The organism is candidate division TA06 bacterium (genome assembly GCA_004376575.1).
Classification (GTDB): Bacteria; Hydrothermota; DG-26; order E44-bin18; family E44-bin18; genus E44-bin18.
Window position 1 is genome coordinate 1 of the sequence record SOJN01000133.1, and the last position, 24,875, is coordinate 24,875.

22 protein-coding genes and 2 tRNA genes are annotated in these 24,875 nt (G+C 50.3%); 3 read left to right on the top strand and 21 right to left on the bottom strand.

The genetic code is table 11. The features are described 5' to 3' along the window. Positions 1-1,454, top strand: a 1,454-nt coding sequence (locus E3J62_10905; GenBank protein TET44214.1) for a T9SS type A sorting domain-containing protein, incomplete at its 5' end; no start/stop codon positions are given. Between the two features lie 197 nt (positions 1,455-1,651). Continuing rightward, positions 1,652-2,980 carry a DUF2029 domain-containing protein gene (locus E3J62_10910; protein ID TET44215.1) on the top strand — a complete coding sequence of 443 codons (1,329 nt, stop codon included), beginning with the start codon at positions 1,652-1,654 and terminating at the stop codon, positions 2,978-2,980. 167 nt (positions 2,981-3,147) lie between these two features. On the opposite strand, the gene E3J62_10915 is transcribed toward E3J62_10910, so the two are convergent. The 4 genes from E3J62_10915 to E3J62_10930 all read right to left on the bottom strand — a co-directional run bounded on the left by E3J62_10915 (position 3,148) and on the right by E3J62_10930 (position 5,894). Beyond that, complete coding sequence (locus E3J62_10915) at positions 3,148-3,714, bottom strand: rubrerythrin (GenBank protein ID TET44216.1); 567 nt, start codon at positions 3,712-3,714, stop codon at positions 3,148-3,150. A gap of 34 nt (positions 3,715-3,748) precedes the next feature. Continuing rightward, a complete protein-coding gene (locus E3J62_10920) occupies positions 3,749-4,303 on the bottom strand; it encodes a universal stress protein (protein ID TET44217.1) in 555 nt (184 codons plus the stop codon). A gap of 311 nt (positions 4,304-4,614) precedes the next feature. Beyond that, positions 4,615-4,899: a hypothetical protein gene (locus E3J62_10925; GenBank protein ID TET44218.1), complete on the bottom strand. Its 285-nt coding sequence runs from the start codon at positions 4,897-4,899 to the stop codon at positions 4,615-4,617. Positions 4,900-4,907: 8 nt separating this feature from the next. After that, positions 4,908-5,894 carry a TGS domain-containing protein gene (locus E3J62_10930; GenBank protein ID TET44219.1) on the bottom strand — a complete coding sequence of 329 codons (987 nt, stop codon included), beginning with the start codon at positions 5,892-5,894 and terminating at the stop codon, positions 4,908-4,910. A gap of 521 nt (positions 5,895-6,415) precedes the next feature. On the opposite strand from E3J62_10930, the gene E3J62_10935 reads away from it, so the two are divergent. After that, the gene (locus tag E3J62_10935; protein ID TET44220.1) at positions 6,416-7,558 is read left to right on the top strand and encodes a (Fe-S)-binding protein; all 1,143 of its coding nucleotides are present in this window, start codon (positions 6,416-6,418) and stop codon (positions 7,556-7,558) included. Between the two features lie 18 nt (positions 7,559-7,576). On the opposite strand, the gene E3J62_10940 is transcribed toward E3J62_10935, so the two are convergent. The 17 genes from E3J62_10940 to E3J62_11020 form a co-directional block, all read right to left on the bottom strand. Beyond that, complete coding sequence (locus tag E3J62_10940) at positions 7,577-8,053, bottom strand: ClbS/DfsB family four-helix bundle protein (protein TET44221.1); 477 nt, start codon at positions 8,051-8,053, stop codon at positions 7,577-7,579. 147 nt (positions 8,054-8,200) lie between these two features. Beyond that, on the bottom strand, positions 8,201-8,575 hold the full coding sequence (locus tag E3J62_10945; GenBank protein TET44222.1) for a hypothetical protein: 375 nt from the start codon (positions 8,573-8,575) through the stop codon (positions 8,201-8,203). A gap of 137 nt (positions 8,576-8,712) precedes the next feature. Continuing rightward, a tRNA-Asp gene (locus tag E3J62_10950) sits at positions 8,713-8,789 on the bottom strand. A gap of 204 nt (positions 8,790-8,993) precedes the next feature. Continuing rightward, positions 8,994-9,245 carry a zinc ribbon domain-containing protein gene (locus tag E3J62_10955; GenBank protein TET44223.1) on the bottom strand — a complete coding sequence of 84 codons (252 nt, stop codon included), beginning with the start codon at positions 9,243-9,245 and terminating at the stop codon, positions 8,994-8,996. A 105-nt stretch (positions 9,246-9,350) separates the two neighbouring features. After that, positions 9,351-10,982 (bottom strand): chaperonin GroEL, encoded by a 1,632-nt coding sequence (groL, locus tag E3J62_10960; GenBank protein ID TET44224.1) that lies wholly within the window; start codon positions 10,980-10,982, stop codon positions 9,351-9,353. 54 nt (positions 10,983-11,036) lie between these two features. Beyond that, positions 11,037-11,324 carry a co-chaperone GroES gene (locus E3J62_10965; protein ID TET44225.1) on the bottom strand — a complete coding sequence of 96 codons (288 nt, stop codon included), beginning with the start codon at positions 11,322-11,324 and terminating at the stop codon, positions 11,037-11,039. A 277-nt stretch (positions 11,325-11,601) separates the two neighbouring features. Then, on the bottom strand, positions 11,602-14,067 hold the full coding sequence (locus tag E3J62_10970; GenBank protein TET44226.1) for an ATP-binding protein: 2,466 nt from the start codon (positions 14,065-14,067) through the stop codon (positions 11,602-11,604). A gap of 302 nt (positions 14,068-14,369) precedes the next feature. Then, positions 14,370-15,263 carry a M23 family metallopeptidase gene (locus tag E3J62_10975; protein ID TET44227.1) on the bottom strand — a complete coding sequence of 298 codons (894 nt, stop codon included), beginning with the start codon at positions 15,261-15,263 and terminating at the stop codon, positions 14,370-14,372. 3 nt (positions 15,264-15,266) lie between these two features. Beyond that, entirely contained in the window at positions 15,267-16,091 is an 825-nt protein-coding gene (locus tag E3J62_10980; protein ID TET44234.1) for an RNA polymerase sigma factor RpoD/SigA, read from the bottom strand. A 66-nt stretch (positions 16,092-16,157) separates the two neighbouring features. Then, positions 16,158-17,612: a Do family serine endopeptidase gene (locus E3J62_10985; protein ID TET44228.1), complete on the bottom strand. Its 1,455-nt coding sequence runs from the start codon at positions 17,610-17,612 to the stop codon at positions 16,158-16,160. A 49-nt stretch (positions 17,613-17,661) separates the two neighbouring features. After that, on the bottom strand, positions 17,662-17,970 hold the full coding sequence (locus tag E3J62_10990; protein ID TET44229.1) for a MerR family transcriptional regulator: 309 nt from the start codon (positions 17,968-17,970) through the stop codon (positions 17,662-17,664). A gap of 38 nt (positions 17,971-18,008) precedes the next feature. Continuing rightward, positions 18,009-18,455 (bottom strand): Hsp20/alpha crystallin family protein, encoded by a 447-nt coding sequence (locus E3J62_10995; protein ID TET44230.1) that lies wholly within the window; start codon positions 18,453-18,455, stop codon positions 18,009-18,011. A 337-nt stretch (positions 18,456-18,792) separates the two neighbouring features. Then, positions 18,793-21,177, bottom strand: a complete 2,385-nt coding sequence (gene lon / locus E3J62_11000) for an endopeptidase La (protein ID TET44235.1) — start codon at positions 21,175-21,177, stop codon at positions 18,793-18,795. An 85-nt stretch (positions 21,178-21,262) separates the two neighbouring features. Next, a complete protein-coding gene (clpX, locus tag E3J62_11005; GenBank protein ID TET44231.1) occupies positions 21,263-22,495 on the bottom strand; it encodes an ATP-dependent Clp protease ATP-binding subunit ClpX in 1,233 nt (410 codons plus the stop codon). After that, positions 22,496-23,080, bottom strand: a complete 585-nt coding sequence (clpP, locus tag E3J62_11010; GenBank protein ID TET44232.1) for an ATP-dependent Clp endopeptidase proteolytic subunit ClpP — start codon at positions 23,078-23,080, stop codon at positions 22,496-22,498. A 9-nt stretch (positions 23,081-23,089) separates the two neighbouring features. Further along, entirely contained in the window at positions 23,090-24,355 is a 1,266-nt protein-coding gene (gene tig / locus E3J62_11015; protein ID TET44233.1) for a trigger factor, read from the bottom strand. Then, a tRNA-Leu gene (locus tag E3J62_11020) sits at positions 24,326-24,411 on the bottom strand. The genes tig and E3J62_11020 overlap by 30 nt, the downstream gene beginning before the upstream one ends. Between the last annotated feature and the right edge of the window lie 464 nt (positions 24,412-24,875).

Below are 24,875 nucleotides of genomic sequence, written 5' to 3' on the forward strand. Positions count from 1 at the left end.
GGGGACCAGACTTCACATCGAATGTGGCCCTGCCAGTGAATTATGACCACCATGGGACATTTAGAGAGATCGGGAATGTCTATACCAGGGAGTATGAGGAGAGTTACATCTCATCCATTTTTGATGCAGGAGATGTGGTGAACTGGGGTGACATAAGCTGGGTGGATAGCCTTCCTCAAGGAACCGACATTACGGTGCAGGTGAGAAGCGGAGACACTCCTGTTCCGGATCCGATGTGGTCTGATTGGCTCGCCCTTTCCAATGGAGAAACAATTCCTGGCTCTTTGGATGCGCGGTATCTTCAGTATCAGGCACTCTTTTCTTACACAAATCCATCAAGACTGCCACTACTCTTTGAGGTTTCTGTCGGCGAGGAAGAACTCTCACCCCTGGGCCTCAAGGAGAATGTGCTGGCGGAACTGGATACACTGGAGCCTCAGTCAAAACATGTGGCAAAAGGGATAAAGAAGGCAAAGAAACACATAGAAAAAAGCCTGAACCCTAAATACTGGCTCGATGAGACACACCTCGTGTGCAAAAAAGGCAAAAAGGTATTCCACGAAGAGAAGAAAGCAGTAAAAGACTTAAAGAAACTGTGCCAGGGAGAAAAATGCAAAGGGGTCACGTCGCTCTTTCTCATCTACCATGGGGCAGAGGAAGCTTTGATCGAAGCCATAAGCAAGAAGAAGACCTGCTTCGGTCCTGAGATGGTATCACCAGAAGATACTTTTGAAATCAATGCAGTTGATGAGAAGCTGGGTGCAAACACAGAAATCTGGGTGGATGGCTCCCTTGATGAAGAGATACACACCTCCTGCTCCAAGCCTCTTGAAGAAGGTATGGTGTTTGGGGACTTCGAGGTTGAGAGTGTTGACAAGATAGGTGAAGGAGAAGGCGGGTTCCCTTCAGAACTGTGTGAGAGACTGATCCTGATGCTGGTCAAGGCAGACAGCATCCTTGCAAGGGTGGCAATTGATGATGCGATTGCTGCTGGTGGCAAAGAAAAAGAGATAGAGAAGGCAGAGAAGGAAATGGGCAAGGCTGAAGAGGATAAAGCCAAGGGGAAGTACCACAAGGCTATTGACCACTACAAGAAAGCCTGGGAGCACGCGTGTAAGGCAATGAAGTCCCACAAGCACAGCCACAACCAGATGATCTGGGAAACGAAGACCGAACACAGAACCACGCTCCTTCAAAACAGCCCAAACCCGGTGACCTCATCGACCCGAATCACTCTTGTACTGGAACAGCCAACATCGGCCAAGCTAGCAATCTATGACCTGGCCGGAAGAGTGGTCTGGGAATTTGCATCATCATCCCTCACCAGTGGAATGAATGTAGTAGAATGGGACTGCGCGGACAAAGACGGCAGGCCCGTACCATCAGGAGTCTACCTGTACAAGCTAGAAACAGGCACTTTCAGTCAGACAAAGAAGATGATGGTTGTCCGTTAGCAGTTGCTGCTACGCACGCGTCTCCGGGTCTGGTTGGATCAGCCATTCAGGGACTGTCAAAAAAACTGAAATGCCGGCTCATCTCGCCAGCAGCCGCACCGTCGCCAACCGGTTTCTAAGCTGTTTCCATATTGCGGTAATTCGGCGTTTGGGGTATTATGCGGACCGTGTAATCCCTGTTCGGTCCTGGACATACAATGCTGCTACGCGGAAGGACATGCTGGTTAGTTGCTCTGTTGGCTCTCATCTGCCTCGTCAAAGCGACAGACAGCCGTCGCATCATAAGCGGCACTATGAGCACCGATTTCCGCAGTTTCTACTTTGCCGGCCTGGGTGTTCTGGGACAGGGAAACATCTACGACTTTGAGTACCTTGGAACCCTGGCAATCAGGTCGGGCGTTACTGAGCGCATTTATCCTTACCTATACCCGCCCCCACTGGCATTCTATGTGTCTCCCCTAACCAAACTGGGAGCTACTGGGGCATCTCGGCTATGGTATCTCCTGTCCGTGATTCTCAGTGTAGTGATGCTGATGCAAAGCATGCGCCTGGCATTCACTCTGCAAGGCGCTGGTGAGCGATGGAAAGACAGTCCCCTACCCTTCTTGGCGCTTCTTCTATTCTTGGTGCTGCCGTTCGATAACAACTTGAAAATGGGCCAAGTGAACATCATTGTGCTTACTTGCGTGGTTGTTTCCTTGGTCCAGGCTCTGGCCTTCGACCGCGACCTCTTGGCCGGCTTTCTCCTTGCACCCGCAGTGCTGATGAAGGTGACCCCGCTTTTTCTTTTGCTTTTCTTCCTACTGAACCGGCGTTATAGGACGCTTTGGGGATGTGTTGTTGGGCTGGTCATATTCACTGCTCCCACCGTGATGGTCAGTGGAGGTCTGCAGTCATGGCAGCATTTCTTCGGTTTCATGGGCTCCATGTCCTATGGCAAGACGGTACCGGGCTTGTTTCCTGCTGCGAGCCTCCCGAATTTCTCGGTGGCTGGTTGCATCGCCCGATTGGCACAGAGTGAAACCACCGTCACTGCCGTGACCTCGGTGCTGGTGTTACTCCTTGGGGTTGCCCTTCTCTTGCAGCACAGGAGGCTAATGCGCAAGGGTAAAGGGGGACTGCTGGTTCTACCTTATTTGATCTTCATGATTATCGCGTCTCCTCTGACTTACCTCCATCATGTCGTCTTAATCTATCCCGGCCTTCTCATTACGGCTTGGCTCATTATGCCCAGAGAGAAGCGAGGTTCATACGTGCTTCTCGCAGTCATGCTAGGCCTAGCGTTTATTGCCAGCACAGATTTCCCGCTGTTGTACAATCGCCTCCAGATAAACGGGGGTATACTGAGTTCGGTCAACCTGTATGCACTTTTGATTCTTTTTATTCTAGGCTTGGTTCTACCTAAAACGCGTGGCGTGACATGGGATGAATGCAAAAGCGCACGGCCCGAACAGGGCGCTCCAGCGGACGCGGATGGACCACGCCCCCACAGACACAAAACACGAAATTGCGAAAATCGAAATTGAAAACCTAGAACGGATTTGGAAGCTGATGGCTAAGAGTTGACAGCTATCTGAAATGTCAAAATGACGAAGATACGGCCCCACCTGTTCCACGGGTCTACCGGTCAAGGCCAGGTCGGGGCGGTGGCATTTTGCAATTTGATATTTTCAATTTCCAATGTGTGTTTGTATCAGGTTCCCATCCAGTTCCACACTCTGCTCTCGTCGCTGGCAAACCACATCTCGGGATCTGTCAGGTAGTAATAGACATTATCCAGCGCATCTATGTGTTTCTTTTCTTCATCCCTGAGTGCCTTAAGAAATCCCTTCTCACTCGCGTTCGTCGCATCTTTGAGCCGCTCGCTATATAGATTGAAGCTCTTTTTCTCAATCTCCAGCGCCACCTCCATCGCCTCTACATTCCCTATGTCTTTTCTGAGGCTTTCTCTGTCAGTCGCCCCGAAGAACTCCTCGATGTCCTTCTCCACATCCACGTGTGCACCGATCTTCTTCAGTTTTTCAGGAGGAGGCAACTCCTTCCCGCCCTCGACCAGTCCGTAGATCTCTTCTATCTTTTTGGCGTGGTCAATCTCCTGGCCAGCCAGCGTCCTGAACAATCTTCTCGAAAGAACATTTGATGATTCACTGGCAGCCTTAGTGTAGAAGAGAAGACCTTCATTTTCGAAGTCAAGAGCCACTTTCAGCCACTCCAGTATATTTCTACTATCCTCTGCCACTGCAGCCCCCTTTCCATACAACTATTCTAACCAGCCCAGGATTCTCAAGAGCTGCCTATTTGATGATTAGCACTGAGCAATCTGCGTCATCTGCGACTCTGACGCTCACGCTGCCCAATTGAAGGGCCCCGGCTCTGCCTAACCCGCTGCTTCCCATCACAATTAGATCGTACGCGCCTGATTTACTCTCTTTGACTATGACTTCCGCAGGATTTCCTTCCCTGATCAGTTTCACCTTTGCTTCTATGCCTGATGCATCTGCTTCCTCTTTGCTCTTCTGAAGGATTTCCTTACCATCATCAACCAGTGTCTCCCGAATACCTGGTCCCACATCCGTCTTATACATAGGAGGCAGATAAACAACATAAATCAAGGTCACCTCTGATCCAAACGCCTTGGCCATCCCGGCTGCCTCTCGACAGGCCCTCAGCGCCTGCTCTGAAGCATCAGTTGCCACCAGTATCTTTTTGAACATGCTGTCTTCTCCTATCCCTTGTTTCCAACTCTTATCCAGACAGCTATGAGAGCAGACAGTGCACAGAGTGATTTCACAAAGGGACAGATCTTCAAGAATATCAATTCGGTCCGTGCGCCCGTGGCTCCCCCCCATATTGCCATTGCTGCAAGCATCAGAACTGAAAGCAAGGCTGCTCCCCTGGCCACAGTATTGCCGACGGCAACATAAGGTGCAAGAAAGATCAACAGCACGCCCAAGAAAATGAGTGTGAACCCTTCAGCTACCCACTCCATAGTCACAATCCGCTCACTGTCCAGATCGTACAACCCAAGTCCGTGGACCACACTTCTGGTGGGTATTATGTGCGCCACCCCCCATAATAGCATAATGATACCGGCAATTATCATGAGCACAAAAGAAACCTTACTTGCCTTCGCAGCCATTATTCCCCTCCTTTTTTCTGTTCACTCTCTCCCAAACAGCTCCTCCAGCTTCCTCTTAGCCTCCTTGGACCTATCGCTTCCAGCCTCAATTTTCCCTCTGAATCTAAAGAAATCGCAGAAATTTGCTTTTTCCCTGTCCGTAACCCATTCGCTCTCAGGCTCTTTGCATTTGTTGTGCGCGAACTGATCATAAAACTCACACTGCACACAGCAGTAGAGGTCTGCGCCACAGTGAGGGCACGTGTCTATTCTGCCTACTCTTCCTTCTATGTCAATCTCCTTTGAACAGAACGCACAGAGTTTCATCCTGCCTCCTAAATGTGAAACTCAAGAACGTCTCCGTCTTCAAGAACATGATCCTTTTCTACCCTCTGGCCGTCAAATGCTCCTTTACCCCACTTTCTGGTGTACTTCATGTTCCTGGCAAAATCCTTGTGGATGGACTTGGCGGCATCTTTCACAGTGCTCCCCTTGGGCAGTATGACAGGATCGGTCATGCTGGCAGGCTTTCCAGGTGGCTTCGTATACACTCTCAGAATCGCAAGCCTCGAGAATATTTCGCCCGGCAGGGATTCTATGCCTTCCCCAGTCTCCGTAGATACACCCAGGACGGTAAACTTGTCCCCGAACCTCTTCTCGAGAGTGCCAAGCCTGGATCGAGAATCCCCTTCATCGAGCTTTGTGGCCACGACAATTGTCGGCTTGTAGGCTCGACCTATCTCCTTCTCTTCAGGAACTGTGTTGGTCAGGCTTATCCGCGAGTTGTCCAGCCTTTCTATCACCATTTCTGTATCCTCGAGAAGCGAATTGGTGGCCAGATCGCAAACCAGAATGGTCAGGTCAGCACTCCTCACCAGAGCACTCTGCCACCACTGGAGAAACTCACGGGTGATAGGCGGCATATCCACAATCTGAATGCCAACATTCTCATACTTCATCATACCCGGAGTTGGCAAACCAGTAGTAAAGGGATAGTCGGCTACTTCCACGGGAGCATTTGTCAAAACAGAAACGAGACTGGACTTCCCACAGTTTGGCGGGCCAACCACCACAACCTGTGCAGCACCCTCTTTTTCCACCATGAACCTGGACTCTGCCCTACTCTTGGTCTTTTTCGAACTCCGAATCTTCTCCAACTTGGAGATTCTGGTTCTCAAGTCCGCCTTCAAGTGGTCTGTCCCCTTGTGCTTCGGCATGATGGCAAGCATCTCCAGAAGTATAGCAATCTTTTCTTCAGGAGTCTTCGCTGTTTTTAACTTGGCCTCAGCTTCTTTGTACTGCGGGGGCAGATTTGCAGGCATTTCCCTCCCCTTGTTGAAAATGTCATCTTATATGTAACATCCCTTTCCACCACAGTCAATCTTAAATCCACAAGCCGAAAACCGAAAACGAAACCACTAACCACAAGATTACACGAGATTAACACAGATTTGAAACACATCCTTATGGCTCAACCCGAACCAGAAGAATAATCTTGTGAAAATCTGTGATAATCTGTGGTTATAGAGGTTTCGGCGCAACACTTGGAACCACAAGATTACACGAAATTAACACAGAAAAACGAATGAACTATGAACAAAACCATACATGAAAAATCTTGTGAAAATCCTTGCCCTCCGAAGCCCCCTACGCTTCTCCACCACCCAATCCCAGCAACCAGCTTCGGCGGCCAGGGGCACAAGGGCGTCAGCCCGTCGCGAAGTCCCACGTAGCTCTGAAGAGCGAAGTGGGGAAGCTCAATGGAGTTGAGCGAAGACGGGCGAAGGAGGGTGTGATAATCTTGTGGTTACATGGTCTCAGAACTGAGGGCTGACAGCTTTGCATGTTTAAATTGACAATCACCACATGGTTCAATACTATTGGAACTCAAATGGGGCATATTGCAAAGATAAAAGATATCTATGAAGGTCTTCAGGTCAGACTGCACAAGAACCCCATTGGGGCACCCAGGGCGAAAGTGCTCTATCAGATTCTGCGGCTCCTCTATGATAAAGACGAAGCATTCATCGCCTCCAACTTCCCGCTGGGCAGGGCGACCCTCACCGACCTGGTCAAGGCGACTGGCATGGAAAGGGAAGTGCTAGAAGAAAAACTCGAAGTCATGGCAAGAAAGGGGCAGGTGGTTGATTATTCAAAACCAGGTGCCCGGCTCTACTTCCTTGCTCCAACCATGATAGGCCTTTTTGAGTTCACTTTTATGCGTGTAAGGGAGGACATCCCTCAAAAGGAACTGGCTTCTCTCCTTCACCAGTATTTCAGAGAAGGTGGAATGGGAAAAGAAGTCTTCGGCTCGAAAACACAAAGAACCCGTACGCTGATCCACGAAGGAGCTTTGCCCCATAGCGAGGTCTTCCCCTACGACAGAGCCTTTCAAATGATAAAAGATTACAAAGGCGGCGCGGTAACTATGTGCTATTGCAGGCATACCGCCCAGCATAGGGGAGAGGCGTGTGATGCTCCTGTGGACAACGTATGTACTTCCTTTGGGATGGCCGCAGACTTCCTCATCAGAAGAGGGTTTGCCCGCAGGGCTTCCATGGAAGAACTAATAGACATTCTTCAAATGGCAGAAGACCTGGGGCTGGTTCATGTATGCGATAATGTCCGAGACAGAAACAGTTTCGTCTGCCACTGCTGTGGCTGCTGCTGCGAACTCCTCGCGGGGATAAACGAGCTGAGGATACCCCACGCTGTGGCACCCAGCAGATACATAGCTAATGTCGATCCCTTTCTCTGTGAGGGCTGTGGGGCTTGCGCGGAAAGGTGTCCGATCCATGCAATTACAACAGAAGACGGCAAGGCGGTAGTGGACGACAATTTCTGTCTGGGGTGTGGAGTCTGCACCAGCGCCTGTTCAAATCACGCAATGAATATGTCAGCGAGAGAGGATCCTACGCCAATACCCAGGAACTGGCTGGGGTTGATGAAACGCATCTCAGCGGAGAAGGGGCGCCTACTCAGATAAATGTGGCGCAGCCTGTAACTACATGCGAAGGCTATTGCGCCAAGCAGCGATTTTGCGCGCGTGGTGCCCATCGTGCCCTATGTTCCCGGAAACGAGCCACTCTATGGTCACGTCCCACGTTTTCCACTTCTGCCCTCTCCTGAGAGATAACTGGCCTTCATCAAGGCTAGCGATGAGACTCTTCACCCCCCTGCCAGACTCCTCTAGGTCTTGCAGCATCTCTTCCAGAGACTGATCCTTTCTTCTGGCAACTTCTCTGGCATTGAGACTGTCCCAGTCCTGATCCAGAAAGGCCGGGCGATCCCCTCTCATAAGGGCTTCGATGCTTCGGAGCAACTCCTCATCCCAGAAGACAAGATGTGCGACCACGTCTTTGACAGACCAGCTCCCCATGGAATAGGGCTTTGACGCCCGCTCTTCGCTCAGTCCTTCCACAGAATCGAAAAAGAGTTTTCTCCCTTTCGCCCACGCCTCTGTCAGTTCTTCGTTCTCCATCCTGATCCTTGACTTACGAGAACCGAGGTCGCCACGTCAACAGTTGAGCCCGTACAGATACAACAGGTAGACTCAGTTATTGTCCTTTGGGATTGCCCTTTCGTGGAACTCATCGCAATTGCAGCTTTCCACGGGGCTTGAGGAATTTTATGACAGTTTCAAAGGTATTGAGCCGCGAGCGTCTGAAGATCTGTCGTTTGAGGACCTTTCCACCCCCACCAGAAAAAGGATGCCCGAAACAAGGGTCATGCCGGCGGCAACGGAGGCGAACAGAGGGTAGCCTCTGGCCATGATAAAGAGTAGAAAGAATGGCGTAATCCCCTCCAAAAGCAGAAGGACAGCACCAGGGATATGCCAGCGCCACGCAACCAGGCTGCTGATAATCACAGCAGCGCCGACTATGAATCCCTCTAGCAGCAAGGGAAACATTCTGATACCAATGGAAATCGTCACCCCAAAAACCAGCCACAGAAGGCCAGCACCTAAGCCTATTATAAGACCCAATGTTCGTACCCACTTCATTTCGATAAACCTCCTGCTACGCTACACAAGTCAGCCCTGCGGGTTTCACCCTCCTCCATTCCAAGACGGAGGCCGTGGAACGCCTCGGGGACCGTCAAATGCCCTTTTGTCAAACGAGGCGGGCGGACCCCGTGGAACGGGGCGGACGGGATTCGAACCCGCGATCTCTGGCTTGACAGGCCAGTGTGTTAGAACCAAGCTGCACTACCGCCCCAAAGCTTGAAGAACACAGCAGGTCTGACAAACAACTTCCTGCTGTTCCATTCTCAAACAACCGGTAAACGCAGACAGAATACAATTAAGTCCGCATCTATCTGCGGCTTACGTGAGCCATTATAGCCCCCCCACAGGCGGCATGTCAACAGAAAACGGCCGCCTGCGGCGGCCGTTCCTGATGTATAGAGACTGAGCTAGAACCCTAATCTTCCTTGGCTTTTAACTTTTTCTCCTTCTTCCCACTCGTGCCTTCATCATCTGGTTTGGGCTTCTTCTTCGCGTAATCCGTCGCATAGAATCCGCTACCCTTGAAGACAAATGCCACACCGGACGACAAAACCCTTTTCGCTTTCCCCTTGCACACGGGGCAGACCTTTCTTTCTGAAGAATTGGTGTGCTCTATCTTCTCAAATCGGTGCCCGCACTTCTTGCACTCGTATTCATATATCGGCATCTTCTAATCCTTAATCAGCCAGTCCCCACCCCAGCCGGAGCCACCGGCAACACTGCTCCTAGTCCTGAGCGAATGAATTCGTCATCGAATTCATCGTTCAAAGGGCTAGTACATGTCTCCGCCGTAACCTCCACCAGGAGGCATCACAGGTTTCTTCTCCTTCTCCGGAATCTCTGCTACCAGGGCTTCTGTCGTAATCAACAGCGAGGCGATGGACGAAGCGTTTTGCAGAGCCACCCTCACGACCTTTGTGGGGTCTGTTATCCCCGCCTTGAACATGTCACCAAACTTGTCCTTCTCGGCATCATAACCTTCGTTGGATGCCATGGTCCTGACCTTCTCTACAATAATCGAACCCTCCATGCCAGCATTCTCTGCAATCCGCCTGATGGGCTCCTCAAGAGCACGCTGGACAATTCGCATCCCGATCTTCTCGTCCCCCGTCAACTTCATGTCGTCAAGAGCAGAAATGCACCTCAACAGCGCAACACCTCCGCCAGCGACAATCCCTTCCTCGACCGCAGCCCTTGTGGCATGGAGCGCATCTTCAACCCTCGCCTTCTTCTCCTTCATCTCCACTTCCGTTGCAGCACCCACATTTACTACCGCGACCCCACCAGCAAGCTTAGCCAGCCTTTCCTGCAGTTTCTCACTGTCGTAGTCGGACGTGGTCTCCTCGATCTGAAGCTTTATCTGAGATATTCTCGCTTCGATGTCAGACTTCTTGCCCGCACCCTCAATTATCGTGGTATTGTCCTTGTCTATTGTGACCCTCTTTGCCTTTCCCAGGTCACCAAGCTGAACAGATTCCAGCTTGACCCCCATCTCTTCGGAAATAACCTTGCCTCCGGTGAGGATGGCTATGTCCTCAAGCATGGCTTTCCGCCTGTCACCGTAACCTGGCGCCTTAACAGAAGCGTTGGCCAGAGTGCCCCTTATCTTGTTGACAACGAGCGTGGCAAGTGCCTCACCCTCCACATCCTCTGCTATCACAACCAGCGGCTTTCCCTTCTGAGCAACCTTTTCCAGCAAGGGAAGCAAATCCTTCATCGTGTTTATCTTCTTGTCATGAATGAGAATCACACAGTCTTCAAGCACAGCTTCCATTCTTTCCGGGTTGGTCACAAAGTAAGGAGATATGTATCCGCGGTCGAACTGCATACCCTCCACGACCTCCATGGTCATCTCCAGGCCCTTCCCTTCCTCCACGGTGATAACACCGTCCTTGCCAACTTTCTCCATAGCATCTGAGATGGTCTTGCCAATCTCGGCATCATTGTTTGCAGAAATTGTGGCCACCTGTGCAATCTCGGTCTTACCTTTGGTGGGTTTAGACATGCCTTCCAGCTTCCTCACCACATTGCCCACAGCCTTCTCAATACCCCTCTTCAGGGCCATTGGATTTGCCCCAGCAGTAACATTCCTCAGACCCTCTCTGAATATGGCCTGGGCCAGAATGGTTGCAGTGGTGGTTCCGTCACCCGCAACATCGCTCGTCTTGGAAGCAACCTCTTTGACCATCTGTGCGCCCATGTTCTCAAATGGGTCTTCCAGCTCAATCTCTTTGGCGACGGTAACTCCATCCTTTGTAACGGTGGGTGCACCAAACTTCCTGTCCAGAACGACATTTCTCCCCTTTGGGCCGAGAGTCACCTTAACCGCCTGAGAGAGAAGGTCGATACCGCTTTGTATCTTTCTTCTCGCCTCTTCATTGAATTTTATCTCTTTTGCAGCCATAGAAAGACCTCCTGTTCTGAGTAATTGGGAGTGAGAAGACTTCCTCCCGACTGCTCATTTTATGATGCCGAGGATGTCGTCCTCTCTCATTATGATATACTCTTCGTCGCCCATTTTGACTTCAGAGCCTGCATACTTCCCGAAGAGGATCTTGTCGCCCTTCTTAACCTCCATTGCTATCCTTTTGCCCTTGTCGTCTATCCTCCCTGCTCCTGCAGCGATGACTTCACCCTGCTGAGGTTTTTCTTTGACGGTATCAGGGATTATGATACCCCCCTTTTTTACTTCTTTCTCCTCGATTCTCCTGACCAGCACCCTATCCGCAAGAGGTCTGATCTTCATAGCGACACCTCCCTGGTTGCTTTTTCCGATTGGAATAAATCATTATAATTATCCACCCCACCCTTGTCAAGGGGTAGCGGGAAGATTTTTTCACTGCTTCCTTGCTTCTCGGCAGATCTGCAGAGACTCTATGCCCTGGGTCGCACTCTTTTGGCCTAGACCGAACTCTTCAGAACCCATATGTACAATATCCTCCCTGGGCAACCAACCAGAATCCTACTCTTCGATGACACCGTAGGCTAACGATGGTTGATTTTGTGGGGAGCCCAGCTGTCTTCTACTTGTTCTCTTCCTTGGTGCCGGGGGCCGAGAAGTGCTTCCACCTGGCCGCGTACTCCCTCAGCTTGCGGTCAACCAGATAGTTGACCGACCTTTCGGGGTATGTACCATCCTTTTTCATGATCCCGGCCTCCACTCCCGTCAACAGCTCGATTCCCTCCTCTATGTTTTCAATCGGGTAAATGTGGAACTTCCCGTCATTTACAGCATTAACAACCTCTTTCCTGAGCATCAAATCCCCGACATTCTGCGCCGGGATAATGACCCCCTGGGTCCTGGTCAACCTCCTTGCTTTACAGACCTGGAAGAACCCTTCTATCTTCTGGTTCACCCCTCCTATAGGCTGTATCTCGCCTTTCTGATTGACCGAACCAGTTACTGCCAGATCCTGCTTTATGGGAAGCTCAGATAGGGCGGAGAGAAGCGCGTAAACCTCTGTCGACGAAGCACTGTCACCGTCCACACCTCCATAGGACTGTTCAAAACAGAGGCTGGCGCTCATGGTCAACGGCTTATCCTGAGCGTACTTTCCTCGTAGATACCCGGACAGAATGAGGACGCCCTTGTTGTGGGTGGGTCCACTCAACTGAGCTTCTCTTTCAATGTTGATTATTCCGGCCCGGCCCACAGAGGTCTTCGCGGTGATCCTCGAGGGTCTGCCGAACATATATTCGCCAGTCGAGTAAACCGATAGACCGTTGACCTGACCCACAACGGAACCTCTTGTGTCTATCATGATTGAACCCTGTTCGATCATTTCCTGAATCTTCTCCTCTACCAGGTCCACCCTGTCAATCCTCTCCTCTATCGCCTTTTCCACGTACTTCGCGGTCACATGATCAGAACCAGCCTTCTCAGCCCAGTAGCATGCCTCTCTCAAAACATCCGAGACCTCATTGAACCGGGTGGTCAACTTATTCTGCCTTCCTGCAACACGAGCCCCAAACTCCACCACAGCCGCAACTCCAGATTTGTCAAATGGCTTCAGCTTCTCGTCGGCACACACCTTAGTAATGAGTAATGCGTACTCCTTCACCGTCTTACTGCTTATGCGCATCTCCCAGTCGAAGTCGGCCCTTACCTTGAATATCTTCTTGAAGTCTTCGTCGCGCTCATACAGCAAGTGATATATGAAAGGGTCACCAATCATTATCACCTTCAAGTCCACCTTGATAGGCTCGGGTTTCAATGCAGACACAGTGAAAAGATAAAAGGGGTCGTACGTCTCTATTTCCACGGTCCTGTTCCTGAGAGCTCTCTTCATGGCCGGCCAGACGCCAGGCTGGATAAGAGTATCAAGAGCATTCAACACAAGATAGCCGCCGTCACCAGAAAGTATTGAACCAGCTTTTATCTTGGTGAAATCTGTGCTCCACTGGCCTGAACCATACAGGCTCCTCTCTATTGTCCCAAACAGGTTCTTGTACGAAGGGGATGTCTCGAATACTACGGGAGCTCCTTTGGTATCACTGTTGTCCACAAGCACATTCACCCTGTAATCAAGGAAGGGATCCTTCTGGGGTGCAGGCAATCCCGCAACCGTCTGGGTCTGCTCCTCAGGTTTGCCCTTAAAAAGGTCGAGGTTTTCGAGCAAGCTGGACCTCACCTCATCCAGATATTTGTTCAATTCTCTCTTGTGGTACTTCTCCTTTATCTCGTCAATGTTTTGCTTTATGAAAGGAAGAACCGCATCCGTGTCCAGGGCGAGGAGTTCTTTTCGAGCCTTCTTCTCTATGCTTCTCGTCTCTCTGAAAATATTCCCAAGTTCTTCGTTCAGTTGACTCCTCTTTTTTGTCAGTTTTTCCAGCTTCTCTTCCGAGAACTCACCTTTGCCCACTAACTTCTGCAACTGTTCAATACTCGCAGGCTTTCCATCGACCAGAGGCGCTATCTCCGGCTTGGAGAAAGGACCTACCTGAACCTGCACAAGAATAAACCCCTGTTTCTTCACCTTCTTCTCGAATCCGGACACCAGCTTCTTTTCTATCTCCCTGTACTTGTCTACTAGCTTGTTTCTCTGGTTCTGATAACTTTCGCTCTCAAAAATGAGTGGAATGCTCTTTACAAGGTCCTTCACCAGCTCGTCCATGTCCTTCTTGAATAATTTTCCTTTGCCCGCAGGTAGGCTCATCAATCTGGGCATATCCGGATTGGCAAAGTTGTTCACGTAGCATTTGTCATCTGGAATCCTCTCTTTCTTCCCCACTTCCTCCAGAAGACACTTCACAGAAGTTGTCCTGCCCGTACCCACTGCACCCGTCACGAAAACATTGTAGCCGACGCCTTCTATGTCCAGTCCCATCCTGAGAGCCTTGACCGCCTTATCCTGACCGATTATGGTATTGCAGACCTTCAGATTCTTTGTACTTTTGAACTTGAATACGTCCGCCCCGCATGTCCATCGAAGCTTGCTCACCGGAACTTCTTTGAACTTCTTCTTGCTTTTTTTCAGTTTCCTCGCCATCTACTCTATCCTCCCTTTTGATTGATCTTATTGAACAATTCTGTTGCTTTTGTGCTGCGCCAGACAATTAATCTACCACAGTCCAAGGGTTCTGTCAATAAGGAGCGATGGGCACTTACACCAGAATACTGGAACCACAAGATTAACACAGAAAAACATTGATCCCTCAGCAAAACCATAAGTAAAGAATCTTGTGATAATCTTGTGTTTACATGGTTTTGAAACTGACGACTGAAAGCCGAAAGTTGGGCTTTCGATTTTCGATCTTCGATTTTCGATTTTTCTTTGGGCTTAAGTGGCGACTAGAAGATCGGTTCTGACCTGCTCAAAAAGAAATTTGCGGGGTTTACGGCATTTCCGTCTATCCTCACCTCATAGTGCACGTGCGGGCCTATGGCCTGACCAGTTTTTCCTATGGTCGCTATTATCTGCCCCCTTTTCACAAGGTTGCCCGTTCTCGCCTTTGCCATGGAGCAATGTCCATACCAGGTCGAGCGTCCCCGGCCATGATCCACTTTCACGAGAAGACCATATCCGCCCCTGTAGCCAACGAAGGAGACCCTTCCGTCAGCGGTTGCATATATGGGTGTGCCTTTGGGTGCAGCGATGTCCACCCCCCTGTGCATCTCCATACGCCCGGTGAAGGGATTCTTCCTCTGCCCGTAACCGGCTACCATCCATCCTGACGCGGGCCTGATAGAGGGGGTGTGGTCAACCGTGTATCTCTGCTCTACCGCATGTTTCAAAACCTCACTGTAACTTTCCTTACGCGCGGACACCAGTCTGACAAGAGCATCCAGCTTGGCCGCAACCTCAGTATCGGATTTGCTCCGCCAGTCTGAACTCAATTTGCCAGCGAGCTGTGAGACCTCCTGTTCATCCAGCCTGAGGTCGCAGAGCATTCTCACCTGTCTGTCAAGTCTTCTCAGGGTCTCCATGTTCGCATCAAGGGCCACCAAATCGCTGGTGAAATCCTCAATCTTCTTCCTGAGAACACGATTCTCGGCCTTTCGAGCTGCAATCGCCGATGCATTCACAATTCTTTCCAGGCGATACCTCGCATACATACCTGATGCCACAACAAGAAATAGCAGGACGACTCCGATCAGGCCCAAAACGATATAATGCAGCCTGACAGAAATCGCCCTGCCACCCACCTGGGGTATGACCATCAATGTCAGAAGCTTCTTGCTCACGGCCTAGAGAAAGCTCTTCAGTTTCTCACTTTCCGGGGCATTCCTCAGCCTGGAAAGTGCCCTCTCTTTTATCTGTCTCACCCTCTCCCTGGACAGACCTAGGATAGTGCCTATCTCTTCAAGGGTATGAGGTCTCTCCTCCTCCAGCCCAAAATAGAGCCTCAATATCTTCGCCTCGCGCGGAGCCAGACTCCTCACGGCCTTCTCCATCTCCTCGATAAAAGTCTCTTTCTCCAGGAATTCCTCTGGAGAAGGATAGAGGGTCGATTCAATCACGTCTATAAGTGTAGCTGTCTCGCTGTCAGAGGTAGGGACATCGAGTGAGATATCCTTTCTTGCTATTGCAACCGCATCCGTAACATCTTTTGTATCCAGCCCTAGCCTTTCAGCGATCTCTTCTCCTGTAGGTTCGCGTCCAATCTCCTGGCCAATAGCTCTTGCCGCTTGTGCGACCTTCCTGATCTTCCCGGCTTTATTCATAGGCAACCTGACAATCTTCGACTGCTCTGCGACAGCTCTGAGTATGGCCTGTCTTATCCACCATATCGCATATGATATGAATCTTACACTTTTTCTCTCATCAAACTTGGTTACGGCACGGATGAGGCCAACGTTGCCTTCATCTATCAAGTCAACGAGGGAAATATTCCTGTTCTGGTACGCCTTGGCTACCTTCACAACAAATCTCAAATTGGCAGACACAAGCTGCTCCCTAGCCTTGGGGTCCCCCCCTCTCGCTTTGCGAGCCAGCTCATATTCTTGCTCCCTTGATAGCAGGGGTATTCTGGATATTTCCCTCAAGTAGATGTTGAGAGACCCTCCATCCAGTCTCCCGGACGGCGAGCGATCCCTGGTTCCCTTCTTGCCGGCCAAGGGGCCACACCTCCTATACGATTATTCTGGTCTCACAGCTACGAATTTGTGCCTGCCACTTCTGCTGCTTCTCACCCAGAAGAGTATGGGTCTTGTCTCACCGGAAAGAATCTTTTTCGCCTTCTCATAGTCACGGACATTCTCGACATCATGCTGGCCGACTCTGCGAATTACATCTCCAACAATAATGCCGGCGTCGGCGCTAGGGGAATCAGGAAAGACTCCTACCACCACAACTCCTCTCCTATCGGGAGAATCCTGGAGTTCCAGACCCAGCCAGTTTGCGCTTTCCTCCATCTCCTCACTCTTCAATGGCCTGTTCTCAGCGACCTCTTCAGGCATCTTCGCTATCTTCACTTTGAATGTTTTTGCCTTGCCTTTTCTGACCACCTTCACCGTTGCAGCCTTGCCCACAGGAAAAACAGCCACAGAACCCTGAAGATCAGGAACGCTTCCTATCGGCTTCCGGTCGAACTCAATGATAACATCCTGAGACTTCATTCCCGCCTTCTCAGCAGGACCATCCGGAATCACTTCGTTTACTATGAGTCCATGGTCAACCCCAAGAGCCTCCTTCATATCCGAAGTGAGAGGCTGAATATATACTCCCAGCCATCCTCGCTCCACCTTCCCCTTCTTTATGAGTTGTGGAAAGACCGTCTTTGCCAGATCAATGGGGACAGCAAATCCAACCCCCGCAGAGTATCCTGTGCTTGTGGATATGGCTGTGTTTATCCCTACAACCTTTCCTTCGAGGTTGAGAAGAGGGCCTCCCGAATTCCCCGGATTGATGGCCGCATCAGTCTGGAGGAAGTCCTGTTGACTGGCTCCTTCCATGAGCAAGAGGTTGCTCCTTCCCTTTGCACTGATTACACCGACAGTAACAGTCCCTTCAAACCCAAATGGGTTCCCGATGGCTATAACCCAATCCCCAATTCTAACCTTGCTTGAACTGCCAAGTTCAGCCACCGGCAAACGCTTGTGTGCTTCGACCTTCAACACAGCCAAGTCTGTCCTTACATCTACTCCCACCAACTTCACCTCATCGCCCTTGTACTCAGTGCCGTCATGCAGGGTCACCACGAACTTGTCTGCCCCATCAATCACGTGGTTGTTTGTAAGAATATATCCCCTCGAATCGACAATCACACCTGAACCCAGACTGGCTACTTTTCTTTCCCCAGGAGGATTTTTGAAAAGCTCATCAAAGTCTCGGTCCCAGAACTTGAATCGGAATGGAAGCTTCCGGCTGATTACCTTTTCAGCACTAATATTCACTACAGAGGGCATGACCGCGTTGGCCGCCTCACCAAACATGTTCTGCAATTCGACCGCAGATGCCCGTACGTTAGCCTGAGCCTTCGCTTCTGGTGCCAGGTTCAGGTTAGAGGCAATCGTCAATCCTATCAGAAATCCAACAGCCGCGAAGACCCCCAGAAGAGCCCCCGTGGTCACAAAGGAATGTCTCATCTTCATTCAGTCCTCCATATACTCCCGGAGCCACCAAGAGACTTAATTGCCCCTCTCAGTCGCCCATCTCTTCCTCTATTTCAACCTTTACCAGAGGGAAATTGATGGCGTTTCTCTCTCCATTGTCATAGATTTCGAGGATTATTTTCACACCCGACAGGTTGACGCGTCTTACCCTTGTCAGATAGCATATGTAGCGAAGCCGCCCTATGTCACTCTCTGAGTATATCCTTCTCTTGCCAGAACGGTGAGGTTCGATCAGGCCTTCTCTTTCATAAAGCCTCAAAGTCTGCGCGTGGACGCCAACCAGTCTGGCTGCCACGCTTATGACATAAACGGGAGTTTCTGGCCCAATCTTTTCCATAGCTATCCTAACCTAAGAGGAAGGGGCGGATATCTTCACTACTTGACCTCTATGCCGATCTCCTTTGGTTTAGCTTTCTCTGCCTTGGGAAGCCTTACCTCAAGCATTCCATCTTTGTATGTTGCTTTCGTCTTGCCCGCCTCAACCTCCACAGGCAGGGGCACGACTCTCTGAAACCTACCGTACGTTCTCTCAATTCTATGATATGTCCCCTCTTTTTCTTCCTTTTCTTTAGACCTCTCGCCTGCAATCTGCAGCCTTCCCTCTGAAACGGATATCTTGATATCCTCCTTCTTCATGCCGGGTAGTTCTGCCCTGATAAGAATATCATCCTTGGTCTCCTCAATATCTACCAAAGGCGCCCAGATGCCCTTCATCACACTCCTTTTTGCAGGCATCCTGCCGAAGAATCCATCGAAAAGCCTATCTATCTCATCCCGAATCGAGACCATGTCTCTGAACGGATCCCATTTCATGATCTCCATTGTAGTTCCCTCCTTTTGTTCCTGACAGCGGTCATACTACCGCCCCTTCCTCATCTCAAACATCAATCACCCATAATATAATACATGAGTCGTATATTGTCAAGTTTTTTTATAGCACTGCGTAAAGAATCTTCCCTCTTCTATTGTTAACACTCAATCAGCCAAAGATTTAGCCTCCAAACATGCCAGAAGGCCTCCCCGACCTGCTGCCTTGCAGAGAGACCCTCCAGCGATCCCCGAGGGTTTCGGCGCTTCATCTTAAAGGAGACGACTCCTGCACGGAAAAGTTCCTTCAAAGAACACACAAATCCCAACCTGCACCAGTAACAGCTCCTGCCTACGAGCTTGCGTAGGTTGGATGCTGGGTGTCCATCCTCTTTTCTTTCCACACATTCTTCTTCAGGGCTATCCTCAAGACCTCATCCTGGGATGAGACAAGCCTTATCTCAACCCCATGTTTTGCCCTTTCTGGAAGCTCTTTGATATCCTTCGAATTTTTCTTGGGGACTATGACCGTCTTGACGCCTGCTCGCTGGGCCGCCACAATCTTCTCACTCAGGCCCCCCACGGGCAGCACCTTGCCTCTCAGCGTTATCTCACCAGTCATTGCTACATCTCTTCTCACTGGAGTTGCTGTAAGTGCAGAAACCATTGCAGTAGCGATGGCAACCCCGGCTGATGGACCATCCTTGGGTATTGCCCCCTCAGGAATGTGGACGTGGAGATCATACCTCCTGTAGAAATTTCTATCCAGGCCGAACTCCTCGGACCTCGATCTCACATAACTGAATGCAGCGCGAGCCGATTCCTTCATAACATCACCAAGCTGTCCCGTAAGTATCAGCTCGCCCTTGCCTCTCAACACTCCAATCTCTACCGCAATCGTGTCTCCACCCATTTCCGTCCAGGCAAGACCCGTGGCAACCCCCACTTCATCTGCCAGGGCGATTTCATCTTCAAGGTATCTGGGAACACCAAGGAAATCCTCTACAAGCTTTACTCCAATCCTCCTAGGTGGTTTCTCCTCACCAGCGATTCTGGTGGCTATCTTCCTGCATATTGAAGCTATCTCCCTCTCCAGATTCCTTACACCCGCCTCTTTAGTGTAGCACCGTATTATCTTCAGAAGTGCCTCTTCTGTGAACTTGACATGCTTGTCTCCCAGACCGTGGGCCGCTATCTGTTTTGGTACCAGGAAGCCCTTCGCAATCTCAAGCTTCTCATGCTCAAGATAGCCAGGGAGCCTTATCACCTCCATCCTGTCCACAAGGGCTGGCGGGACCGTGTGCAGCACGTTGGCAGTGCATATGAACAGGACCTCAGATAAATCAAACTCAACCTCCAGGTAGTGGTCGCTGAACGTACTGTTAACCTCGGGGTCCAGAACTTCCAATAGTGCAGATGCAGGGTCACCCCTGAAATCGGCCCCAAGTTTGTCCACCTCATCGAGAAGGAAAACAGGATTCTTCGTGCCAGCATCCTTCATCCTTTGAATAATCCTTCCCGGCAGAGCACCAATGTAAGTCCTTCTATGGCCTCTTATCTCGGCCTCGTCTCGGACTCCACCTAGAGAGGAACGCACAAATTTCCTGTCCAGTGCCCTCGCTATCGACTTTCCGAGTGAGGTCTTGCCCACCCCAGGTGCACCCACAAAACACAAGATCTGACCCTTCATCCTTCTCACCAGCTTCAGAACTGCAAGATATTCGATCAATCTTTGTTTGACCTTCTCCAGGCCATAGTGGTCTTGGTCCAGTATCTTGCGAGCGTTCTTGATATCAAGATTATCCCGTGTCCTGGTCTTCCAGGGCATTGAAACCAGCCAGTCCAGATAATTCCTGATTACGGCAGCCTCAGGAGAAGTGGACGTCATTCTCATAAGGCGACCCAATTCCCTGTACGCTTTCTCCGAAGCATCCTCTGACATTCCACTCTGGTCTATCGCCTTGGATAGTTCCCGTAGTTCCTCGTCGACCTCCTCCTCATACCCTAACTCTTTCTTTATCGCCTTCATTTTCTCATGAAGATAGAACTCCTTCTGGTTTTTTGTAAGCTGATCTTTCACCTCGACATCCAGTTTCCTCTCAAGTCTCAGAATCTCAATCTCCGTAGACAGATGCTTTCCCAGAAGATCCAACTGGATCTTCGTGTTCGCCGATTCAAGCATGGCTTGCTTCGCGTCTGTACCGAGAAGTGTATCAGCACACATGGTATCTGTCAGCTTTCCTGAATCCTTAAGGTAGGCTGTTGACGCCAGCACCTCATCAGGAACTTTTGGATTCAATCTTATGTACTCCTCAAACTGGCCTTTCACCGACCTGAGGAGGGCCTTGGTCTCTTTCGTTTCTGTAACTCTTCTGGGGTAGATAGTGACCCTGGCGCGCATATGGTCTTCTTCTTTCTGGATCTTTTGTATTTTGGCTCTGGCCAGGCCCTCTGCAAGTATCCTCACTGTGCCGTCCGGGAGCCTCAATATTTGCGCAATCCGGGAAATGGTGCCAACACTATAGATGTCCTTCTCTTTTGGCCGGGCAGTTTCCGCCCTTCTCTGTGCCACAAGGAAAATGATTCTGTCCTTGGACATTGCTGCGTCAACAGCGCTTACTGAACCTCTCCTTCCCACCATGAGAGGAATGACGATGCTAGGGAACACGACTACGTCTCGGAGAGGGAGCAGCGGGAGTACGTTACTCACCTCAATCACTTCATCATCGCTCTTTATTCTGATCAAGACTTCCCCTCCACTGACACTCTGTTCATTTGGCCACTTGAGCTTGCGGACTTCTCCTTTCGCCAATGGCCTGGAGTCAGGCTTTCTTTCTTCTTTTGGTCCTCAGCACGTAGATGGGTTCGGCCTTGCGCCTCACAACCTCTTTGGTGATAATACACTCCTTCACGCCCTGGTTGGAAGGCAGATGATACATGATATCTAGCATGGACGACTCAAGCACTGCTCGCAATCCCCTCGCTCCAGTTCCCCTCTCGTTAGCGAGCCTGGAAATCTCCTTCAGCGCTTCCTCCTGGAACGTGAGCTTGACACCCTCCATCTCAAAGAACCTCTGGTACTGTCTGCAAATAGCGTTCTTGGGCTTGGTCAGTATGTCAACAAGAGCGTCTTCAGACAGCTCATGCAAGGAGCAGGTGACAGGAAGCCTTCCCACAAACTCCGGGATCAACCCGTAGTGTACCAAATCTTTGGGCTCCACATGGGCAAGTATCTCACCGATTCTCTTCTCTACCTTGCGTCTGATATCTGCCCCGAACCCCAAACTCTTGCCAGCAATTCTTCTCTCAACTATATGCTCGAGCCCATCAAAGGTTCCGCCGCATATGAAAAGTACGTTGCGCGTATCCAGTTGAATATAGTTCTGCTCGGGATGCTTCCTCCCCCCCTGTGGCGGGACATTGGCGACATCACCCTCAAGGATTTTTAGCAGTGCTTGCTGGACACCCTCGCCAGAAACGTCTCTGGTGATGGAAGGATTGTCACTCTTCCTCGATATCTTGTCTATCTCGTCGATGTAGACAATACCCACCTCCGCCTTTTCCACATCGAAGTCTGCCGCTCGAAGAAGCCTCACCAGGATGTTCTCAACATCTTCGCCAACGTACCCCGCCTCTGTCAGAGCAGTAGCATCTGATATGGAAAATGGCACCTTCAGAATCCTCGCCAGTGTCTGTGCAAGAAGAGTCTTCCCCACACCGGTAGGACCCATCAGAAGTATGTTGGACTTCTCAAGGTCCATGTACTGCCGACCGGTCAGCACTCTTTTGTAGTGATTGTAAACTGCAACAGAAAGAACCTTCTTTGCAGTCTCCTGTCCTATGACAAACTGATCAAGAGCCGACTTGATTTCCACAGGCTGGGGGACTGCCGTGCTCGCATTGGCCAGATCCCTCGACTCTTCTTCTAGGATTCTGTGGCAAACCTTCACACAATCGGAGCAGATATAGGTGCTTCCACTCGACATGAGCCTTCTGCTCGTAGTCCGGGGCTTGTTGCAGAACGAACACCTGGGAGTTTTTGCGGGCTTTGACATCTACTTTTTCACCTTGCTTGTAATCACCTCGTCCACGATCCCATATTCTTGCGCATCTGGAGCAGACATCCAGTAGTTTCTGTCCGTGTCTCTTGAAATCTTTTCGACCTTCTGACCGGTATGACGAGAGAAGATTTCGTTTATCTGCTCCCTGAGATGTACTATCTCTTTCGCATGAATCTCAATGTCAGCGGCCTGGCCTGAGACCCCACCCATGGGTTGATGTATGAGAACCCTTGCATGGGGTAGAGCGAATCTCTTCCCCTTCGTTCCCGCTGCAAGCAGGAGAGCGGCCATGCTTGCAGCCATTCCCATGCAGAACGTAGCTACATCGGGTTTTATGTACATCATCGTATCGTAGATGGCCAACCCAGAAGAAACGAGGCCCCCAGCCGAATTGACGTACAGGTTTATGTCCTTGTCCGGATCTTCCACTTCAAGAAAAAGAAGCTGGGCGATTACGAGATTGGCAATAGTGTCGTCTATAACAGACCCTACGAAGATAATCCTGTCCTTGAGAAGCCTGGAAAATATGTCGTACGCCCGCTCGCCTCTTGCACTCTGTTCAATTACTACGGGAACCATCTCTCCTCCTCACCTTTTTTTTGCCTTATCTATGAGATAATCTAGAACCTTTTCCCGTTTAATGGAGCTCTTTATCTGTTCGATGCGTCCGCGTATTTCGAGCTTGTCCCTCATGACCCTGAAATCAAAGCCCAGGTCCTCGGCGATTTTCTCCACCCTTCTATTTACGTCCTCCTGTTCAGCGGAGATATCCAAAGCCTTTGCCAGCTTCTCAAGAAGTATCACCCTCTTAGCCAGCCAGACTGCGTTCTCGTAGTCCTTCACACCTGCGTCACTGACAAAGGTTTCGACCAAGGACTGAGGAGGTTCAAACCGGTTACGCTCAATCAGGCCATCAGTAACCTCCTTCTCCCATTCTGCCCTCACACGCCTTCTTGTCTTCTCGCTCAGTTCTTCTGTGACCTTTCGGATGAGCTCCTTCAAGCTGTCCGCCCCAATATCCCTCGCAAACGCTTCATTCAGTTCTGGAACCAGCCTTTCCTTCACTTCCTTTATCTTCACCCGCACGGGCAGCTTCTTTCCGGCTACCCCCTTCAGGGGGACTTGAGGGGAAAAACTGATCAGCACCTCTCTGTCGTCACCAGCCTTCACCCCAAGCAGGCCCTCGTCCAGCTCTTTCTGCCCGGTCTCTCCCAGCAGAAGCGAATAGTTGGACACTCTTCCATCGGGTACGGGATGTTTCTTCTCGTCCATTATGCGATAGTCGACAACTATAAGGTCGCCAGTGCGGGCCTCTCTCTTTACAGGCTCTAGGTTAGCGTTCATCTGTCTCAAGGCCTCAATCCTCTTTTCTATGGCATCTTTAGAAGGTTTCGCATCCTTATTTGTTATCGACAGACCCTCGTAATCCTTGACCTCAAACTCAGGCACGATTTCGAAGGTTGCCTTGAACGAAAGCTCTTTGCTGGGTTCAAAGTTCACCTCATCTATCTCTGCCTGGGTGATTGGATTCACGTCCTTCTCCTTGATGGCTTGCCTGTAGACTGAGGGAATCGCATTCTCTACTGCTTCACTCTCAATCGACTTCCCATATCTCGCCTTCACCAGATCTCTCGGAGCCTTCCCTTTCCTGAATCCTGGAATCTCAGCCTTATGAGCATACTCACCGTAGAGTCTCTCGATCTCCCGTTCCACAGGAGTGGCGTCTGACTTGATCTTCAAAGCGATCTTCCACGATTTTATCTGCTCCACTGAAATGTCCAAACTCATCCTCTCGTATCTCAAAAGCAAACCGAGGGTCGCGATTCGTGCGAGAGGGGGGACTCGAACCCCCATCCCTTAATGGGACTGGATCCTAAATCCAGCGCGTCTGCCAGTTCCGCCACCCTCGCGTAGAATCGATATACCTAACCTTATACTCTACCCACTGAAAACCCCTCTGTCAAGCAGAATATCAGACGGGACAAGAACTTACCCGAACAGCTGTAAGCTATCACCACGTGGGGACCCCGTGGAACGGGGCAAGCAGGTATGGACTTTTGGACTTTTGATTGACTGCAAACTGCGAATTCGAGGTTTTGGACCCTTGAACAATATTGAACATTTGAACCACTGTATCCTCGAAACCTGGAGCCTTTGCACATGTGTTGTTGAACATTTGAACAATATTGAACATTTGAACGCTTAAAGCTTTTCACTCTCAAACTAGGCACTAGTTGAACATTTGAACCACTGTATCCTCGAAACCTGGAGCCTTTGCACATGTGTTGTTGAACATTTGAACAATATTGAACATTTGAACGCTTAAAGCTTTTCACTCTCAAACTAGGCACTAGTTGAACATTTGAACCACTGT

Coding starts and splice junctions, on each gene's coding strand:
- E3J62_10955 (TET44223.1), bottom strand. CDS start 9,245: ATGCCGATATATGAATACGAGTGCAAGAAGTGCGGGCACCGATTTGAG.
- E3J62_10930 (TET44219.1), bottom strand. CDS start 5,894: ATGCCTGCAAATCTGCCCCCGCAGTACAAAGAAGCTGAGGCCAAGTTA.
- tig (TET44233.1), bottom strand. CDS start 24,355: ATGGGGGTTCGAGTCCCCCCTCTCGCACGAATCGCGACCCTCGGTTTG.
- E3J62_10945 (TET44222.1), bottom strand. CDS start 8,575: ATGAAGTGGGTACGAACATTGGGTCTTATAATAGGCTTAGGTGCTGGC.
- clpP (TET44232.1), bottom strand. CDS start 23,080: ATGGTTCCCGTAGTAATTGAACAGAGTGCAAGAGGCGAGCGGGCGTAC.
- E3J62_10965 (TET44225.1), bottom strand. CDS start 11,324: ATGAAGATCAGACCTCTTGCGGATAGGGTGCTGGTCAGGAGAATCGAG.
- E3J62_10910 (TET44215.1), top strand. CDS start 1,652: ATGCTGCTACGCGGAAGGACATGCTGGTTAGTTGCTCTGTTGGCTCTC.
- E3J62_10940 (TET44221.1), bottom strand. CDS start 8,053: ATGGAGAACGAAGAACTGACAGAGGCGTGGGCGAAAGGGAGAAAACTC.
- E3J62_10925 (TET44218.1), bottom strand. CDS start 4,899: ATGAAACTCTGTGCGTTCTGTTCAAAGGAGATTGACATAGAAGGAAGA.
- E3J62_10990 (TET44229.1), bottom strand. CDS start 17,970: ATGGAAAAGATTGGGCCAGAAACTCCCGTTTATGTCATAAGCGTGGCA.
- E3J62_10935 (TET44220.1), top strand. CDS start 6,416: ATGTTTAAATTGACAATCACCACATGGTTCAATACTATTGGAACTCAA.
- groL (TET44224.1), bottom strand. CDS start 10,982: ATGGCTGCAAAAGAGATAAAATTCAATGAAGAGGCGAGAAGAAAGATA.
- E3J62_10985 (TET44228.1), bottom strand. CDS start 17,612: ATGAAGATGAGACATTCCTTTGTGACCACGGGGGCTCTTCTGGGGGTC.
- E3J62_10920 (TET44217.1), bottom strand. CDS start 4,303: ATGGGGGGGAGCCACGGGCGCACGGACCGAATTGATATTCTTGAAGAT.
- E3J62_10995 (TET44230.1), bottom strand. CDS start 18,455: ATGGAGATCATGAAATGGGATCCGTTCAGAGACATGGTCTCGATTCGG.
- E3J62_10970 (TET44226.1), bottom strand. CDS start 14,067: ATGGCGAGGAAACTGAAAAAAAGCAAGAAGAAGTTCAAAGAAGTTCCG.
- clpX (TET44231.1), bottom strand. CDS start 22,495: ATGTCAAAGCCCGCAAAAACTCCCAGGTGTTCGTTCTGCAACAAGCCC.